Source organism: Streptomyces sp. NPDC048718, from assembly GCF_043198875.1.
In the GTDB taxonomy this organism is placed as follows: Bacteria; Actinomycetota; Actinomycetes; order Streptomycetales; family Streptomycetaceae; genus Streptomyces.
The window spans coordinates 18,487-35,473 of record NZ_JBICVG010000008.1 but is presented as its reverse complement, the minus strand read 5'-3'; the positions used below and the strand labels follow the sequence as shown (position 1 = coordinate 35,473).

The window sequence follows — 16,987 nt, the reverse complement described above, 5'->3', positions numbered from 1 at the left end:
ACCGTCACCGGTTCCGGGGCCACCCCTTTTGGCGTGGGATCGGATCAGAAGGTGACGACCTCGACGGTCGGGGGGAGGCGCTCGGTGCCGGTGAGCTCAGCGTTCGCTTCCAAGAGCCTCAGCTCCGGCAATTCGGTCAGAGTGGCCACATCGGCCGTCTCTCCTGAGCGGGCCGTGAGAGAGAGCGTTACCAGCTCCGGGAAGATCAGTACGAGTCGGTCCAGTCCTGGATGCCCGGCATGGGCCAGATGGACGGCCCTGACGTGGTCGAGCGTGATGTCGTCCGGGCAGAGAGCGAGGTCGCTGCTGTCGATCACCAGGCTGCTGACCTGGGTGAGGTCGGCAAGCTGGATCCAGGCCGCAGCGTTCAGGACGGGGGCCTGACCCAGGTTCAACGTGTCCAGGCGCTCAAGGCGCGTCAGATACCCCAACCCTTCTTGGGGCCAGGCGGCCGGGAGTGTCAGACCGACGAGCGGTGCTCCGGTGGGCAGATCGGCGGCGGACCAGGCCGTGGTCGCGGTCAGCGCGATAGTCAGGGAGGACAGCCGGGTCAGCCCGGCCAGTGCCGCAAACGAGGGCTGCTTGTCGCGTCGTCGCAGCCGGAGGGAGACCGGGTCGCAGGCAGTGAGCAGCCTGGCGAGCGCTTCCTCTGAAACCTCCTCTCCGATCTCCAGCCAGTCGGGGCGCAGCCCGAGCCGCAGCAGCTCATCGGCGTGCTCGTCGCCTGGTACGGAGTACCGGAGATAGGCCGGGTCGAGCCGGGCGACAACTTCCTCGGCGTACTCCCGGGCGTCGAAGCGTGACCAGGCCCAGACCAGCTGGGAGCGGACGGAGAGATCGGGATGGTCCGCGAAGCGGGCCAGATAGGGGAGAACCGCGTCAGCCACGATGTGCGAGGCGGTGATCACCGAGTGCAGAGCGTCCTTCGGGTCCAGGTCGTCGGGGCCGCCCAACAGGTGCAGCACCGCTCGTCCGCCCGCCGCCAGCGCGCGGGCCTCGTCGGGCGAGCGGGGCGGGATGACCTCGGCGGTGCGGGCCAGGATGTCCTCCCGTACGTCCGGGGAGACCTCGGTCGCGTGGTCCAGCGCGGTCGCCGCGACGACCAGGATCCGTAGCTGGGTGGCGCGGTCGTCTGCGGAGTCCGCGACCTCCAGCAGTTCGCGCAGCAGCTCGTCGCACTCGCGCGGGCGGGCGTGCCCCACCGCCATGCGGATGACGTCCTCCCACTGATCATCGCCCGCGTGGCCGACAAGCAGCCCGATGTCCCACCGCTCCACCAGGTGCTTCGCCGCGAGGAAGTCCTGGAAGGTGCGGTGGACGAACTCCACCGTGTCCGCCGTGGGCTCGCGGAGCAGGCCGCTGCGGTGGAGGAGGTGGGTGAAGACCGTGTCCGGGTCGCCGCAGGCATAGGCCTCCGGGATGGAGGGGACAGCGTCGGCGACGATCGTCATCGCCCGCTCGCGGTCGATCTGGGTGCGGCCGTTCACCGTGAGCCAGTGGGCGAGGCGCTGGATCAGCCGGATCTGCGAGTCCTCGGACAGCTCGACGCCGGTGGGTGACCCCATGTCCCGCTCGCGGTCGCGCCGCTCAAGCAGCATCGAGAGGGCGGCCTCGTACAGAGCCTTGCGGCCACGGGGGAGGAAACCCCGGCGGTCGCGGTGAAGAGCGCAGATGAGACCGCACATGAGGGGGTTGGTGGCGAGCAGGCCGACGTCCTCGTTGGCGCGCAGGGCATCGAGGAGGGGCTGCTCGTACGCGGCGGCGTCCGGGCCCGCCGCGCGGTGCCAGCGCCGGACGAAGGTGGCGACCTCGGCGCGGGTCATGGGGGAGAGGGTGAGCTCGGTGAAGCCGTCCGGGGTCAGCCAGTCGTCCCGGACGGCGGTGGGGCGCGAGGTGACCAGCCAGCGGTTGCCGTCGCCGTAGGCGGCGAGCAGATCGCGCAGCCAGGTGCGGGCCCGGCCGCGTTCGGCCTCGGGGATCTCGTCGATGCCGTCGACGAGGACAAGCCCGCGCCCGGCGGCGAGGACCCGGTCGACCCAGCCGTCGGGCGCGGACAAGGGGGAGCCGGCGGCGGAGAGGAAGTCCGCGGCGGCGGGCAGTCGCTCTCCGTGGCGGGTGAGGGTACGCAGCGGCAGGACGAAGGGGATACGGCCCCGGAGATACGTCATGCCCTCCACCGGCTCCTCGGCCGCCGCCGCGAGGGTGAGCCACTGGCTGAGCGTGGTCTTGCCCGAGCCCGCCTGGCCGCGCAGCAGGATCCGGTCGTGCCGGGCGAGGGCGTGGTCGGCGCGCAGGGAGCGTACGGCGGGGTGGACGGCGTTCCGGAGATCGAAGCCCTCGCCCGCCCGGGGCTGCTCGGGCTCGGCCTCGCCGCTTCCCGTCGCCTCCAGCGACAGATACGCCATGTCCAGCGGCCACTCGGCCTCCGACCGGTACAGGTCGATGCCGTAGATGGTGAGCCGGCCGTGCTTCGCGGCCAGGTGCTTCAGATAGCGGCGTTCGAAGGCGGCGTCCCGGACGTCCGGGTGCGGGAGGCGGTCCAGGACGGCGTCGGTTTTGGCGGCGAGGGCGGCCTGGGCGCGGGTCTGCTCGACCAGGGTGCGGGCGACGAAGCCGGGACGCTGGGTGAAGAACTCCAGGATGTGGCGGCAGGCGGCCCCGGTGACCGCGTCCAGGAAGAGGACGGAGGAGTCGGCGAGTCCGTCCGGGGCCGGGGCGGCGGCGCGCAGCCGGGCCGCGAGGGCCTCGTGGCCGAGGTGGACGGCCTGGACGTCGTCCATGTCGAGGTCGCCGAGGGAGAGCAGGGTGGCCGCGAGGGCCTCGGTGACGGCCTCGGTCTCGTCGGCGGGGAACGGCCGCTCGCCGGGACCGGCCGCCGCCCTTTCGACCAGGGTGGCGGCGAGCTTCCGTACATCCTTCTCGGTCAGCGTGCGCTTCTCGCCGCGGAAGGTGACGAGCCCCGAGAGCCGGATGCCGCGCGCGGAGCCCGGGAGGCCGGCCCCGGGGACGTTGCCGACCAGCAGTTTCTTCAGGAGCGGGCCGATCGCGGCCGAGGCGAGGCGACTGCCGACGACTGCTGGATCCATCTGTCTTCCCCCTACCGGTCCCCGTGCTCCCCACGGACCTCCCCGAGAGCCGCCAGCGTAGTCCCGGGGAGCCTCGGGGGAGTCCCGAGCGGGTTATCCGGAGGCATTTCGAGTGACCCAGCTCGCATAAGCCGGGTGACCCAGGTCGCATTCACGGCAGGGCCATCGTGACAAGCGGCACAGCGTTTTCGGAGGGTACTAAGGGTAATAGTGGTGCCTTTTACGGCCGATTCAGGACATTGGCGGGCGAAGGGGAGGGCGGGGAATCGCAAGCGGAGCGCGGGGCGGGCGGAGTCGGGGCCCGGGCTGGGTGGCAGCGCCCTGACGTGCGGATAAGCACGGTCGCGAGGCGCCTTGATCGCCGGTTTTCCGGGGTAATTCGGAGGGTCGTCAAGGGCTGGACTTCAGAGGAGATCGTTACGACCCTATGTCGTAGATAGGGCGTTTTGGGTTGGTTGGGGAGCCGGGTTACCAAGGATGAGCAAGCCCGGCGCCGAGCGCTCACCGCATTCGCGTCGGGATCCCGTTCCACCGGAGGTTTTCCCCGTATGTCGAAGCGCGTCACGAAGCCCAGCATCCGCACCACCGCCGTCGCCCTTGCCGCCGCCGGCCTGGGAGCGTCGCTGGTGGCCGGTGCCGGCTCCGCGTTCGCCGCCGAGCACACGGCCGCCGTCGGCAGCCCCGTGAACGTCACCGCGTCCGCCGCCGTCGCCAAGCAGGCCGACGTCCAGGCTCAGGCCGCCGCACAGGTCAAGGCCGCCGTCTCCAAGGCGCAGGTCAAGGCCGTCTCCGCCGCGAAGTCCGCTGCCTGGGTCAAGCCGGTCAGCTCCTACACGCTGTCCGCCTCGTACAACCAGGGCGGCGCCATGTGGGCCAGCAAGCACTCCGGCCAGGACTTCGCCGTCCCGGTCGGCACCCCGGTCAAGTCCGTCGGCGAGGGCACGGTCGTCAAGGCCGGTCCGAACGGTGGTGGCGATGGCCCCGCGTACGGCAACGCCATCGTCGTGAAGCACGCGGGCGGTACGTACTCGCAGTACGCCCACCTCTCGAAGATCCAGGTCACCGTCGGCCAGAAGGTCTCCGCCGGTCAGCAGATCGCCCTCTCGGGCAACACCGGCAACTCCTCCGGCCCGCACCTGCACTTCGAGATCCGCACCACCCCGAACTACGGTTCCGCCGTCAACCCGGCTGCCTTCCTGCGCACCCACGGCGTCACCATTTGATGTGCCCTGGGCACCTCTGACACACCTCTGACCGAGCGCCCGAGCCTGAGCCACACCCCCTCGGGGTAACCCCCGAGGGGGTGTGGCTCAGTGGCCCTTCTGGGCCTGTTCGATCAGATCGAGGGCGACCTCGAGGACGGCTTTCTCCTTGTCCTCGGGGTCGCCCTCGAAGTGGTTGTGCATCATGAAGAACGTGCCGGCGTGCAGCGTGAAGAGCGCGCTGACGCAGCGGACCTTGGACGTCATCGGCGAGTCCGGGTCCTGGAGCAGATCGTTCAGTTCGAGCATGCGCTCCTTGAAGGTCAGCCCGACGCTGAGGTCCCGGACGGCCGCCTGGTTGTCCTGCATGAAGCGGAACAGCGGGGCGGCGGCGAGGAGCGCGACTTGATAGCGGCGCAGCACCTCCCGCTTGGTCTCCAGGGTGTGCGGCTGCTCGCGGGCCCAGGCGATCAGCTCGTCCATGGGGCGCGTGAGGTCCTGGAAGATCCCGACGAGGATGTCTTCCTTGGTCTTGAAGTGGTAGTAGAGGGCCGCCTTGGTGACGTCCAGGCGCTCGGCGATCTCGCGCAGCGAGGTCTTCTCGTACCCCTGCTCGGCGAAGAGTTCGAGGGCCACGTTCTGGATGCGCTGGCGGGTGTTGCCTCGTGCCTGGGCCATGCTCTCTCGCTCCCACGAAACTTACTTGACGACCGGCTAGTTACAGGTCACTATTTTCGCCAGTGTAGTAACTAGCCGGGCGGCAAGTAAGGAAGCGACGTGGGGGACATGGCCGACACGACGAAAAAACAGCGGGAACAGCGGGGTCCGACAGGGGCGAAGGCAGCGGCGGCAGCGGTGGAGATACCGGTGGACGCGCAGGCCGGAACGCCGCCGGAGGGGAAGGCGGAGCCGAAGCCGCGCAGCGTCCGCGTCGTCCTGCTCGCCCTCATGATCGCGATGCTGCTCGCGATGCTGGACAACATGATCATCGGCACGGCCATGCCGACGATCGTCGGTGAGCTCGGCGGCCTGGAGCACCTCTCCTGGGTCGTCACCGCCTACACCCTGGCCACCGCCGCCTCCACCCCCATCTGGGGCAAGCTCGGCGACATGTTCGGACGCAAGAGCGTCTTCCTGACCTCGATCGTCATCTTCCTGATCGGCTCCGCGCTCAGCGGCATGGCCCAGGACATGGGCCAGCTCATCGGCTTCCGCGCCGTCCAGGGCCTGGGCGCCGGCGGCCTCATGGTCGGGGTGATGGCGATCATCGGCGACCTGATCCCGCCCCGTGAGCGCGGCAAGTACCAGGGCATGATGGCCGGCATCATGGCGCTCGCCATGATCGGCGGACCGCTGGTCGGCGGCACCATCACCGACCACTGGGGCTGGCGCTGGTCCTTCTACATCAACCTGCCGCTCGGCGCCGTCGCCCTCGTGATGCTGACCGTCGTGCTCCACCTGCCGAAGAAGGACCGCGCGCCCGGCACCCGGATCGACTTCCTCGGCGCGGCGCTGCTGACCGTCGGCATCACCGCGATCGTGCTGGTCACCACCTGGGGCGGCACCGAGTACGCGTGGGGCTCGGCCACCATCATCGGCCTCGCGGTCGGCGGCACGCTGTCGCTCGTGGCGTTCGTCTTCGCGGAGCGGCACGCGGCCGACCCGCTCATGCCGCTGCACATCTTCCGCAGCCGCAACTTCAGCCTCATGTCGGCGATCGGCTTCCTCACCGGCTTCGTGATGTTCGGCGCGGTGCTCTTCCTGCCGCTGTACCAGCAGTCCGTCCAGGGCGCCTCCGCGACCAACTCCGGCCTGCTGCTCCTGCCGATGCTGCTGTCGATGATGGTCGTCTCGATGATCGCCGGGCGCGTCACCACCAACAGCGGCAAGTACAAGATCTTCCCGATCATCGGCGGCGCGTTCATGGTCGTCGGCCTGTTCCTGCTGTCCACCATGGACATCCACACGACGCGCTTCACCTCCGGCGTGTACATGGCCGTGCTCGGCGCCGGCATGGGCTTCCTGATGCAGATCACGATGCTCGTCGCGCAGAACAGCGTCGAGATGAAGGACATGGGCGTCGCCTCCTCGTCGACCACCCTGTTCCGCACCCTCGGCTCGTCCTTCGGTGTCGCGATCATGGGCGCCCTGTTCAACCACCAGGTCAACCACGAGATGGCGGCCCGCGGCGGCGCCGACCTGACCGCCCGGTCGGCGCAGCTCGACGCGGCGAGCCTGGCGAAGCTGCCGGCCGCGCTGCGCGAGGCGTACCAGTACGCGGTCTCCGCCGGTACGCACTCCGCGTTCCTCGTCTCCTCGGCCGTCGCCGTCCTCGGCTTCGTCCTCGCTTTCTTCGTCAAGGAGGTCGCGCTGCGCGGGACCGGCCTCGCCAAGAAGGACGAGGAGAAGGGCGAGAAGAAGGACGCAGAGGCGGAGACCGTGGTGGCGGACGCCGCGCCGAAGCTCACCGAAGCGGTCTGAGCACCCTCACCGGTACGGATACGGGGGTACGGGACGGCCCCCGGTGTCGCACACGCGCGACACCGGGGGCCGTCCCGTACCCGTCCTTACGAGCAGGACAGGTCGGATGCCGCTCGCTCAGTCCCGCAGCCGCAGGACGGGGAAGCTCCCCGTGGTCGTCGGCGCGTGCTCCGGCAGCCACAGCACCGCGATCGCGCCGCCCGTCCCCTCGGGGGACCCCTCGGGCGCCGCGTTACGGAAGGTGAGCCGGGCGCCGAGCACTCGGGCCTGGCCGGTCGCGATCGTCAGACCCAGGCCGTGGCCCTTGCCGGCGCGGTCGGCGCTGCCCGTACGGAAGCGGCTCGGGCCCTCCCGCAGCAGCGCCTCCGGGAAACCGGGGCCGTGGTCGCGGACCCGCACCACCCGGCCCTCGACGGTGACCTCCACCGGCCGCGCCTCCGAGCCCGGGCCCGAGCCCGAATCAGGCCCGGCACCGGCACCGGCGCCGACACCTGCAATGGGACCGGTCCCGGTCCCAGCCCCCGCCGCCGCTCCCGCCGCCGCGCCCTTGCCGTGCCGGGCCGCGTTCGCGAGCAGGTTGCCGAGGATCCGCTCCAGGCGCCGCGGATCGGTGCTGACCCACGACTCGTGCACGACCCGGATCACCGCGTCCGGGGCGAACACCCGCACACGCCGCTCCACGAACTCGCCGAGCGCGATCTCCTGGAGTTCCGCCCGCTCCGACGCGCCGTCGAGCCGGGCCACCTCCAGGACGTCCTCGACCAGGGTCCGCATGGCCTGCGCCCGGTCCCGTACGAGTTCGGTCGGCCGCCCCGGCGGCAGCAGCTCGGCCGCCGTGAGCAGTCCGGTCACCGGGGTGCGCAGCTCGTGCGCGATGTCGGCGGTGACCCGGCGCTCGGCCTCGATGCGCTCGTTCAGGGCGTCGGTGAGCGCGTCGATGGCCCGCGCCAGCTCGTCCGTCTCGTCCCGTACGACACCGCCGATGGCATCGCGGACCCGCAGGTCCGTATTGCCCTGGGCGACCCGGCCGGCCGCCGCGGCCGCCTTGCGCAGCCGGCGCGACAGCTGGCCGCCGATGAGCACACCGAGCGCGCAGCCGCCGAAGACCACCGACACCGAGCCGATGATCAGCGCCCGGTCCAGGTCCTTCATGATCGTGGCGCCCCGGTCGGCGAAGGGCACATGCAGCGACAGGACGTCGCCGTTGGCGAGCGGTACGGCCGCCCACACGTCCGGCGGCCCGCCGCCGCGATGCTCCTGTACGTAAGTGCCGCGGCGCCGGTCGCGCATCAGCTGGTCGAGCTGAGTGGGCAGCGCCGGGTCGTTGATCTTGGTGCCGAAGCGCGGTTCCTTCGGCTTCGACGTCTCGTACACGCGCTGGGCGAAGAGCAGCCGCCACATCTGCACGTCACGGGCGTTGTCGAGCATGGAGACCCGGGCCGCGTTGTGGACGACGAGGCTCAGCGTGACCGCGACGAGCGCGCCGACGGCCGCGATGGCGACGGCGATCTTCCAGCGGACACCCGTGCGCAGCGCGCGCCCCCTCTCCTGGTCGCCGCCGGGGCGGCCGGGGGCGCCGGGCTTGGCGGGCTTGCCGGACGTACCGGACCCGCTTGTCGTACCGGACGCACCTCCCGTACCGGACGCGCCCGACCCACCCGGGCCATCCGATCCACCCGGGCCACCCGACCCACCCGTGCCGCTGCCACCGCCACCGTCGTTCCGGCGCGCCGCGAGGCCCCGCAACCGCTCCACACCCCGGCGCGAGCCCCAGTTCACGCGCCGCTCCGTGTCCTGCTTCGTGCCCTGCTTCGTGCCCCGCTCCGTGCCGCGTTCCATGCCCCGGTTCACGCCCTGAGCTTGTAGCCGAAGCCGCGGACCGTCTCGATCCGGTCCTGGCCGATCTTGGTGCGCAGCCGCTGCACATGCACGTCCACGACCCGGGTGTCGCCGCCCCACCCGTAGTCCCAGACCCGTTCCAGGAGCTTGTCCCGTGACAGCACCGTGCCCGGCGCGGCCCCGAACTCCAGCAGCAGCCGCATCTCCGTCGGGGTCAGCGCGACCGGCGTACCGGACCGGCGTACCTCCATGCCCTCGGTGTCGACCTCCAGGTCGCCGCCGCCGAAGACGAGCACCCCGCCCGCCGTCGCGCCCGCGCGTCCGCCGCCGTCCGTGCCGCCGCTTGGGCCACCACCCGGGCCGCTCGCGTGCCCGAAACGGCGCAGGACCGCGCGGATCCGGGCCATCAGCACCGAGCCGTCGAACGGCTTGGTGACGTAGTCGTCCGCGCCTGCCTCCAGCCCCAGGACGACGTCGATGGAGTCGGCCCGCGCCGACAGCATGATCACCGGCACGGTCGACTCGTCCCGGATCCGCCGGCACAGGCTGACTCCGTCCATCCCGGGCAGCATCACGTCGAGCAGCGCGATGTCGGGGCGGCGCGCCCGGAAGGCGTCGAGCCCGGACAGGCCGTCGGGCATGGCCGTCACCATGAAGCCGTCCCGCTCCAGGGCGAGCTGGGTCGCCTCGCGGATGACGTCGTCGTCCTCGACGAACAGGACATGGGTCTCGGCCATGGGGATGCCTTCCGTCCTTTCTCGGAATCGGAATCGGAATTCGGGGGGGTTGGGAACAGAGGGGCGTGCGGGCGGGCGTGGATCAGTCCGGGGGCGGGCTCGGCGCCGGCTCGACCGCGTCCATCCCGCCTTCGCCGACCGCCTTGCTGTAGTCGTTGTGCACCCAGTCGTGCTGGTTGAACCTGCTGCCCGACCAGCGGTACGTGATCACGTCCTCGCCCGAGGGATACGCGACCGGGTCCCCCTTGGCGTACACCTGCCGGGTGACGATCAGATCGCCCCGGTCGATGGTGCCGTACACCGCCCCCGTCTCCTCGATGAAGACGTTCGTGTACGAGTCGTCGTTCTCCCGCCGGTACACGTACGTCCCTATGCCGACCGCGTCCCCGCAGGTCATCACGTTGACGACTATGTCCGGGGCGCCGGAGTTCGTGAGATGCCCGTACGAGGTGTCCACCGGGTAGGCGTCCCCCGCGCACGGCTTGAGGTCTTCCTTCACCTGCTTGCCGATCTTCGGGTCGGCCTTGAGCAGGGCGATCGGGTCGACCCGCTTGGTGTTCCGGCCGCCGTCGGGGTTCTGGCCGGCCGGGGCGGACGGCGACGCGGGGGCCGGGGCGTGCGAGGAGCCCCCGCCGGTGCGGGCCGCGCCCTCGTCGCGCGAGCCGGTGCCGCCGGTCGAGCAGCCGGCGACGAACACACCGATGGCGGCGAGCCCGGCCATCGCCGTGATGCTCACCGCCCGATATCCGGCCTCGTTCGCCGTGGCTCTCAGGCCGCGCACCGCTCCCGCTCCCGCTCCCGCTTGTCGTCTCCGCCGTGTACGGCCTGTCCGTTGTGCCCGCCGTGTACGGCCGGTCCGCCGCGCACGGCGGCCGTGGTCCGCCCCAGCACGCCCGCGGTCAGGGCCCGGGTGTCGCCGTCGGCGGCCCGGTTCTCCAGTTCCTGGCGCAGCCGGGCCAGCGCGCGGTGGAGCGTGCTCTTCACGGTACCGGTCGACATGCCGAGGGCGGCAGCCGTCTCCTCGGTGCTCATCTGCTCCCAGTGGCGCAGGACGACGACACTGCGCTGCTTGGGGGCGAGCACCCGCAGGATGTCCATCAGGAGGGCCCGGTCGGCGTGCTGCTCGGTGGCGTCCTCGACGCGCGCGTCGGGCAGCTCCTCGGTGGGGACTTCCTCCAGCTTGCGGGCCCGCCACCACTCGGTCCGGGTGTTGATCATGACGCGGCGGAGATACGCGTCGGCCAGCGACTTGTCGGCGATGCCGTCCCAGCGGCCGAAGGTACGGGCCAGCGCGGTCTGGAGCAGGTCCTGGGCGTCGACGGGGTCGGGCACGAGCCGGCGGGCGCTGCGCAGGAGCGCGTCCTGCCGTGTGCGCACGTACTCCTCGAAATCGAGCACCTTGCCGCCGCCGAGCCCCTCGCCGTGCGCCATCCGAACCGCCTCCGATCCCCGTGACCTGCCCTGTTCGCCCCGGTTTCCGGGTACATGCAAAACGCTACGGAACGGTTGTCACGGGGGTGTGCGGGCCAGCCGTCGGCGGGCGCACGGCTGCCCATCGGTTGTGTAACAGCGGATCGCGCGGTTCCGGATGAGGGCGGCGAACGGTGGTCGAGCGGTGGTGGCGCGGGGCCGCGGGGACGGCGGGGGCGGTGGGGGCGGTGGGGGAGCGGTGCGACGGACGGGACGGTGGGTCGGGCCGTCGGCGGGGCAGCGGCGGGGCAGCGGCGGGGCGGCGGGAACGGGACGCGCGCGCCCCCGGCCCGGGGTGCGAGGCGGGGGGCGCTGGGTGCGGGGTGCGTGCGGGGCCGGACGACGCAGGGCCCGGGCCCGAGGCCGGGCCCTGCCCTCAGGACACGAGCCCCACGTCCCAGGCCCCAGGAAACCAGCAGCCTCAGGACGGCCGGTCTCAGGAAGCGGCCGCTCTCAGGACAGCGGCAGCCGGTACCGGCCGCCCTCCAGCGGCTCGACCAGCCCGTCGGCGACCAGCCCGTCGAGAGCCCGGGTCCGCTGCATCGGCTCGTCCCAGACCGCGTCCAGCGCCGCCTGCGGTACCGGGTCCGTGGACTCCCGCAGGACGGCGAGCAGCTTGCCCCGGACCTGGCGGTCGGTGCCCGCGTACGTCTGGCCCCGGCGCGGCGGCCCGTCGTGGGCCGGCTTGCCCGAGAGCCGCCAGACGCACTGGTCGGCGAGCGGGCAGCGCCCGCAGTCCTCGTTCTTCGCCGTGCACACCAGCGCGCCGAGCTCCATGGAGGCGGCCGCCCAGCGGGCCGCCGTCGCCTCGTCCTCGGGCAGCAGCGCCCGGGCGAGGCGCCGCTCGGCGGCCGTGGTGGCGTTCGGCGGGTACTGCACACCGGTCGCCGCCCGCGCGAACACCCGGCGCACGTTCGTGTCGAGCACCGGGTGGCGCTGCCCGTACGCGAAGGAGGCCACCGCCGCGGCCGTGTACTCCCCGATCCCGGGGAGCGCGATCAGCCGGCCGTGGTCGCGCGGTACGTCGCCGCCGTGCCGTTCCGTTATCGCCACGGCCGCCGCGTGCAGCCGCAGCGCCCGGCGCGGATAGCCGAGCCGGCCCCAGGCGCGGACGGCCTCGCCGGGCGCCTCGGCGGCCAGGTCGGCGGGGCGCGGCCAGCGCGCCAGCCACTGCTCGTACACCGGCAGGACCCGGACGACCGGGGTCTGCTGGAGCATGAACTCGCTGACCATCACGCCCCACGCCCCCGCCTCGGGGCGGCGCCACGGCAGGTCGCGGGCGTTCCGGTCGAACCAGGCGAGGACGGGTCCGTGCAGCGCGGCCGGGACCTGCGGCGCGGCGCCGTCGGGAACGGCCGCGCCGGCGGCGCGGCGGGCTTCGGCGTCACGGGCGCCGGCGACGGCCGAGGCCGCGCCGGCGTCCCGGGCGCGGGTGGAGGAGTCGGGGAAGGAGCCGGGGATGGGGGCGTCGTAGGAAGTCATGGCACTCCCGATCCTGACATGTTCCCGCGCGGATCAGTACGCGCCGTGGCGCGCGCGCCCGGGGCGCGCGGAGGCGCGGCCGCGCGGACCACGGCCCACGCACCACACCACCGCGCTGCTCCGACTGGACCGCGCGGAGTCGACCAGCGAGACCACCGGACGGCGGGCCGCCTTCATCACGACGAGCGCGACGAGGGCGCCGGCCAGCAGGCCGACCGTGACGTCGTGCGGGTAGTGGACACCGACGAAGACCCGGGAGAACGCCATCAGCAGCGCCATGGGCGCGGTCAGCCAGACGATGCCGCGCCAGGACAGCGCGAGCGCGAGGGCGGCGGCACCCGCGATGGCGGAGTGGTTGCTGGGGAAGGACCAGTCGCCCAGGGTCGGGCAGTCGACGAGGGGACTCGGTGCCCCGGCCACCGCGCGGCACGGACGGTCCTCGTCGACCAGCGACTTCAGGCCCTCGCTCACGATGTAACCGAAGGCCGTCGCGAGCGGGGCGAGCAGCGCGAGCGCCATCGCGTCGCTCGAACCCCGGCGCATCCGCCACCAGCCGGCCACGAACAGCACGCCGAAGAGCAGCAGACCCAGCTCGGTCCACACCTCCGCCAGCTTCTGGAACCAGTGGGGGGTGGTATGCGCGAAGTCCAGTATGTCGAGATAAAGGCGCTCGGAGAGATCGAGGAGGTTGTCCATGGTGGTCGACGTTAACCGGCTTGTGGAGGTGCTCGCTCCGGCCGGAGGACGACAGGGCTCCCCGACGAAAGTAGGGGGTGGCGGCCCGGCGGGCCGCCAAACGCCCGGCGTACGCGTGCTGAAGCCGCCCCGAATCCCGGCTGAACCGGATCGGAACGCGCCCTGAACCGACCGTGAACCCACGCCGGGCCGGGCCATGGCTTCAAGCCGGGCCGGGCCGTGAACCCATGCCGGGCCGGGCCGCGGACCGGCGCGGGGAACGCCCCTCGGGAGCGCCACCGGAGCGCCTTCGGGGCACCCTCCGGGCACCCTCCGCGAGGTTCCCGGCCCGCGCGGATGTGATCATCGGCAAAACTTCGCACTTGGGGCGGCATGGAGGGCGGGAGTTGGGCGCGATCTCTCGTAAGGTTCGTGACGTGGGATCTCTGCGCAATCCGGTCGGGCCGCTTCCCTCCTCCATCTACTGGCGCAGGAGGGCCGTGGCGCTGTGCCTGGTCGCCCTTCTCGCGCTGCTCGGCCTATGGGCCGTCACTTCCGGTGGTGGCGGGGGGAAGAAGACCGACGACAAGGCCAACGGCGCTTCCCCCGCACCGGCGATCACCCCCGGCCCCTCGGGCACCGGCCCGGCGATCAGCCAACGGCCGGGTGGCCGTGACGAGTCGGACGACGACGCGGGTGGCGACGGCGGTACCGGCGGCGGCTTCGGCAAGGACGGTTCCGGTTCGGGCTCCGGTGCCGACGGCAAGGGCGCGGGCTCCGGTGGCGGCTCCGGCGACGCGGGCGGCAAGAACGGCGACACCGACGGCGCCGGTGGCGACGGCGGTGCCGGTACGGGCGCGGGTCAGCGGGTTCCGGCCGGTTCCTCGCTGCCGAACTGCGGGCCCGGTTCCCTCCAGTTGACGCTCGGCCGCGACAAGAACGCCTACGCCCCCGGCGAGAAGCCCCGCTTCAAGCTGCTCGTCAAGAACACGGGCGGGGCCGACTGCAAGGCGGATCTCGGCCCGAAGAACGCGGTGTTGACGGTCCGTGACACCACGGGGGTGCTGTGGTCCTCGAAGGACTGCCCCAGCGTCGCGACCCCGCTCTACTTCAAGGTCCCGGCCCATTCCACGATCACCCACACCGTGGAGTGGGACCGCCACCGCAGCACCCCGAAGTGCGCGACCGCCGAGAAGCGCGGCGAGGTCGCCCCGGGCACCTACCTGGTGGAGGCCGCGGTACCGGACGCGAAGGTGACGCCGGTGTCGTTCCAGCTCACGAAGGACTGACACGGCACGGCACGGCAGGCACGACAGGCACAGCCCGAGGCCCCGGGGACCAGGACGGTCCCCGGGGCCTCGCCCGTACCGCCCCCGTACCGCCCCCGTACCGCCCCCGTACCGCCCCCGTACCGTCACCTCTGCGTGCCGTACGAGCCGGCAGCCGGCGAAGGGGACCGAGGGACCGAGATGATACGTACGAGAGCCTTCCGGTGGACGGCCTGGATCGCGGGAGCCATGGCCCTCGCGCTGGTGGCGGCCTGGGTGTGGTGGCGGGAGAGCGACACCGGGGAGCGTTGGCGCTTCGAGAACGCCATGAAGACCTACTGCGGGGGTCTGCTGGCCTACGAGGAGAGCCCCCTGTTCGAGGGGCTGTGGCCCGGCTTGGAGCTGCCCGGGGACCGCGCTCTCGGGCCCGACGCGCATTCCTGCCGTCTGGCCGACCGCCGCCTGACGGTGACGGTGGCTCACCTCTTTGCCGACCCGGCCGACGAGGGACAGCTGCGCGAGCTCCTGCCGCCCTTGGGCTATGAACAGTTTCCGGTTCCGCTGCCCGGCGGCTGGCATGGTGCCGCCGACGGCGACATGGTCCGCGTCCTGCTCGGCTGCCGGGGCGGTGCGGACTCCGTCTCGGTGGTCGTCGAGGCGTACAACCGCACCTCCGACTCCGACCGGAAGGAAGCCCGGCGGGAGACGGGGAGCGCCTGGCTCGACGGGGATCTGTACTGGGCCCGGTTCGCCACGGCGACCGCCGCCAAGGCGGCGGCGCGCTGGGGCTGTGAGACCGAGGCGGGCAAGCCGCTGAAGAAGCTGCCCGAGCTAGCCGGCGACAAGACGATCGTGTACGCGGACGGCGCCTGCGCCGGGCTGCCCTTCGCCCGCGACAAGCGCCTGGACACCGTGCGGGAGACCCTGGCCGACGCGAACACGCTGTTCGACACCTGCGAGGTCGGCGCCTCGGCCTATTTCGACGATCGGTACACCTTCTCCGCCCGTTTCGGGGCGTACGCGGCCTGGGACCGGCGGAAGGGTTCCGTCGCGAACGGCGGCGGTCTCGCGGGCGCCACGGACCACTCGCTGTGGGCGAGCGCCCGCTGCCCGGGGGGCGGTGCCGGGCGCACCCTGTTCACCGGCTTCATCCCGCCGAAGGCGGCCACCGTGTGGCGTCCCGGAGAGAAGGGCGAGGAGACCTTCGGGCTGCCCGCGTTCCGGGAGTTCGCGAAGCGGTCGGCCGAGCGGCACGGTTGCACGGACCTGCGCCTGCCGGCGGCCGGCCGGTAGAGCGGCGCATATGCCAGAAGGGGCGGTCAGGACGTTCGACGTCCCGACCGCCCCTTCTGGCATATGCGTGTGTTGCTCGTGTGCTCGTGTGCTCGCGTGCGCGGATGTACGACTAGACGTACCGCTCCAGGATCGACGACTCCGCCAGCCGCGACAGCCCCTCGCGCACACTGCGCGCCCGGGCCTCGCCGACGCCGTCCACGGTCTGGAGGTCGTCCACGCTCGCCGCGAGCAGCTTCTGTAGCCCGCCGAAGTGCTCCACGAGCCGCTCGATGATGGCGCCCGGCAGCCGCGGCACCTTGGCGAGGAGCCGGTAACCGCGCGGGTAGACCGCCGAGTCCAGCGTCTCGGGCGAACCGCTGTAGCCCAGGGCCCGGGCCACGTTCGGCAGTTCGAGCAGTTCGGCGTGGGTCAGCGCGTCCAGCTCGGTCAGCGCCTCGGCGACCGTGCGGGAACGCTTCGCCGACGGCTCGGGCACGTAGTCGCGGACGACGAGCTCGCGCTCCGGCTCCACACCCGCGATCAACTCGTCGAGCTGGAGCGACAGAAGCCGTCCGTCGGTGCCCAGCTCCACCACGTACTCGGCGATCTCGGTGGCGATCCGGCGCACCATCTCCAGACGCTGGCACACGGCCGTCACATCCCGGACGGTCACCAGGTCCTCGATCTCCAGGGCGGACAGCGTGCCCGCGACCTCGTCGAGGCGCAGCTTGTACCGCTCCAGCGTCGCGAGGGCCTGGTTCGCGCGGGACAGGATCGCGCCCGACTCCTCCAGGACCCGGCGCTCGCCGTTCACGTACAGGGCGATCAGCCGCATCGACTGCGAGACGGAGACGACGGGGAATCCGCACTGCTTGGAGACCCGGTCCGCCGTACGGTGCCGGGTGCCGGTCTCCTCGGTCGGGATCGACGCGTCCGGGACCAGCTGCACACCGGCCCGCAGGATCTTGCTGATGTCCTTGTCGAGGACGATCGCCCCGTCGAGCTTGCACAGCTCGCGCAGCCGCGTCGCCGCGAACTCGACGTCGATGACGAATCCGCCGGTGCACATCGACTCGACGGTCTTGTCCATGCCGAGGACGATCAGACCGCCCGTGTTGCCGCGCAGAATGCGTTCGAGCCCGTCGCGCAGGGCGGTGCCGGGGGCGACGGCGCTGAGCGACGCACGCATCAGTGCCTCGTTGTCCTTGGCTGCCACTGAACTCCTCCGGCTCGTACGGATGGGCGAGACCAGGGCAAAGTCTAGCGACACCACCCCGTCGGCCTCCGCCGCGCGCCGGGAGCCCCCGCCCTCCGGCGGCGCCCGTCACGCCGCCTTCGCTGCCCACACGGGACCGGTCCTGCCCGCTTCCGGTCCGTTCGGGACCGTTCCCGTACGGCTCCGGCCGCGTTTTCGGCCCCGCCCGGTCTCCGGTACCCCGGCGTGGCCTTCGCTACCCCTCCCGGGGCCGGGC

Annotated in this window: 13 protein-coding genes; 4 read left to right on the top strand and 9 right to left on the bottom strand. The window is 72.1% G+C overall.

Features of this window, described 5'->3' with window-relative positions:
• Positions 1 to 44: 44 nt before the first annotated feature.
• The gene (locus ACGFRB_RS16815; protein ID WP_393243718.1) at positions 45 to 3,086 is read right to left on the bottom strand and encodes an NACHT domain-containing protein; all 3,042 of its coding nucleotides are present in this window, start codon (positions 3,084 to 3,086) and stop codon (positions 45 to 47) included.
• Positions 3,087 to 3,634: 548 nt separating this feature from the next.
• On the opposite strand from ACGFRB_RS16815, the gene ACGFRB_RS16810 reads away from it, so the two are divergent.
• A complete protein-coding gene (locus ACGFRB_RS16810; RefSeq protein ID WP_393243716.1) occupies positions 3,635 to 4,309 on the top strand; it encodes a M23 family metallopeptidase in 675 nt (224 codons plus the stop codon).
• An 87-nt stretch (positions 4,310 to 4,396) separates the two neighbouring features.
• On the opposite strand, the gene ACGFRB_RS16805 is transcribed toward ACGFRB_RS16810, so the two are convergent.
• A complete protein-coding gene (locus ACGFRB_RS16805; RefSeq protein WP_393243715.1) occupies positions 4,397 to 4,966 on the bottom strand; it encodes a TetR/AcrR family transcriptional regulator in 570 nt (189 codons plus the stop codon).
• A 108-nt stretch (positions 4,967 to 5,074) separates the two neighbouring features.
• Here ACGFRB_RS16805 and ACGFRB_RS16800 point away from each other — a divergent pair, with 108 nt between their 5' ends.
• The gene (locus tag ACGFRB_RS16800; protein WP_393243713.1) at positions 5,075 to 6,769 is read left to right on the top strand and encodes an MDR family MFS transporter; all 1,695 of its coding nucleotides are present in this window, start codon (positions 5,075 to 5,077) and stop codon (positions 6,767 to 6,769) included.
• A 117-nt stretch (positions 6,770 to 6,886) separates the two neighbouring features.
• On the opposite strand, the gene ACGFRB_RS16795 is transcribed toward ACGFRB_RS16800, so the two are convergent.
• The 6 genes from ACGFRB_RS16795 to ACGFRB_RS16770 form a co-directional block, all read right to left on the bottom strand.
• Positions 6,887 to 8,302, bottom strand: a complete 1,416-nt coding sequence (locus tag ACGFRB_RS16795) for a sensor histidine kinase (RefSeq protein ID WP_393244137.1) — start codon at positions 8,300 to 8,302, stop codon at positions 6,887 to 6,889.
• 314 nt (positions 8,303 to 8,616) lie between these two features.
• A complete protein-coding gene (gene cseB, locus ACGFRB_RS16790) occupies positions 8,617 to 9,345 on the bottom strand; it encodes a two-component system response regulator CseB (RefSeq protein WP_363010893.1) in 729 nt (242 codons plus the stop codon).
• 82 nt (positions 9,346 to 9,427) lie between these two features.
• Positions 9,428 to 10,126, bottom strand: a complete 699-nt coding sequence (locus ACGFRB_RS16785) for a hypothetical protein (protein WP_393243711.1) — start codon at positions 10,124 to 10,126, stop codon at positions 9,428 to 9,430.
• Complete coding sequence (locus ACGFRB_RS16780; RefSeq protein WP_393243709.1) at positions 10,114 to 10,776, bottom strand: SigE family RNA polymerase sigma factor; 663 nt, start codon at positions 10,774 to 10,776, stop codon at positions 10,114 to 10,116. Before ACGFRB_RS16780 ends, ACGFRB_RS16785 begins: the two co-directional genes overlap by 13 nt.
• Before the next feature lie 492 nt (positions 10,777 to 11,268).
• Positions 11,269 to 12,297: an A/G-specific adenine glycosylase gene (locus ACGFRB_RS16775; RefSeq protein ID WP_393243707.1), complete on the bottom strand. Its 1,029-nt coding sequence runs from the start codon at positions 12,295 to 12,297 to the stop codon at positions 11,269 to 11,271.
• Between the two features lie 33 nt (positions 12,298 to 12,330).
• The gene (locus ACGFRB_RS16770; protein WP_393243705.1) at positions 12,331 to 12,993 is read right to left on the bottom strand and encodes a phosphatase PAP2 family protein; all 663 of its coding nucleotides are present in this window, start codon (positions 12,991 to 12,993) and stop codon (positions 12,331 to 12,333) included.
• A 416-nt stretch (positions 12,994 to 13,409) separates the two neighbouring features.
• Here ACGFRB_RS16770 and ACGFRB_RS16765 point away from each other — a divergent pair, with 416 nt between their 5' ends.
• The gene (locus tag ACGFRB_RS16765; protein ID WP_393243703.1) at positions 13,410 to 14,261 is read left to right on the top strand and encodes a hypothetical protein; all 852 of its coding nucleotides are present in this window, start codon (positions 13,410 to 13,412) and stop codon (positions 14,259 to 14,261) included.
• A 180-nt stretch (positions 14,262 to 14,441) separates the two neighbouring features.
• Positions 14,442 to 15,533, top strand: coding sequence for a hypothetical protein (locus tag ACGFRB_RS16760; protein WP_393243701.1), 1,092 nt, complete (start codon positions 14,442 to 14,444; stop codon positions 15,531 to 15,533).
• A gap of 112 nt (positions 15,534 to 15,645) precedes the next feature.
• On the opposite strand, the gene disA is transcribed toward ACGFRB_RS16760, so the two are convergent.
• Positions 15,646 to 16,704 (bottom strand): DNA integrity scanning diadenylate cyclase DisA, encoded by a 1,059-nt coding sequence (gene disA / locus ACGFRB_RS16755; RefSeq protein WP_363010943.1) that lies wholly within the window; start codon positions 16,702 to 16,704, stop codon positions 15,646 to 15,648.
• Between the last annotated feature and the right edge of the window lie 283 nt (positions 16,705 to 16,987).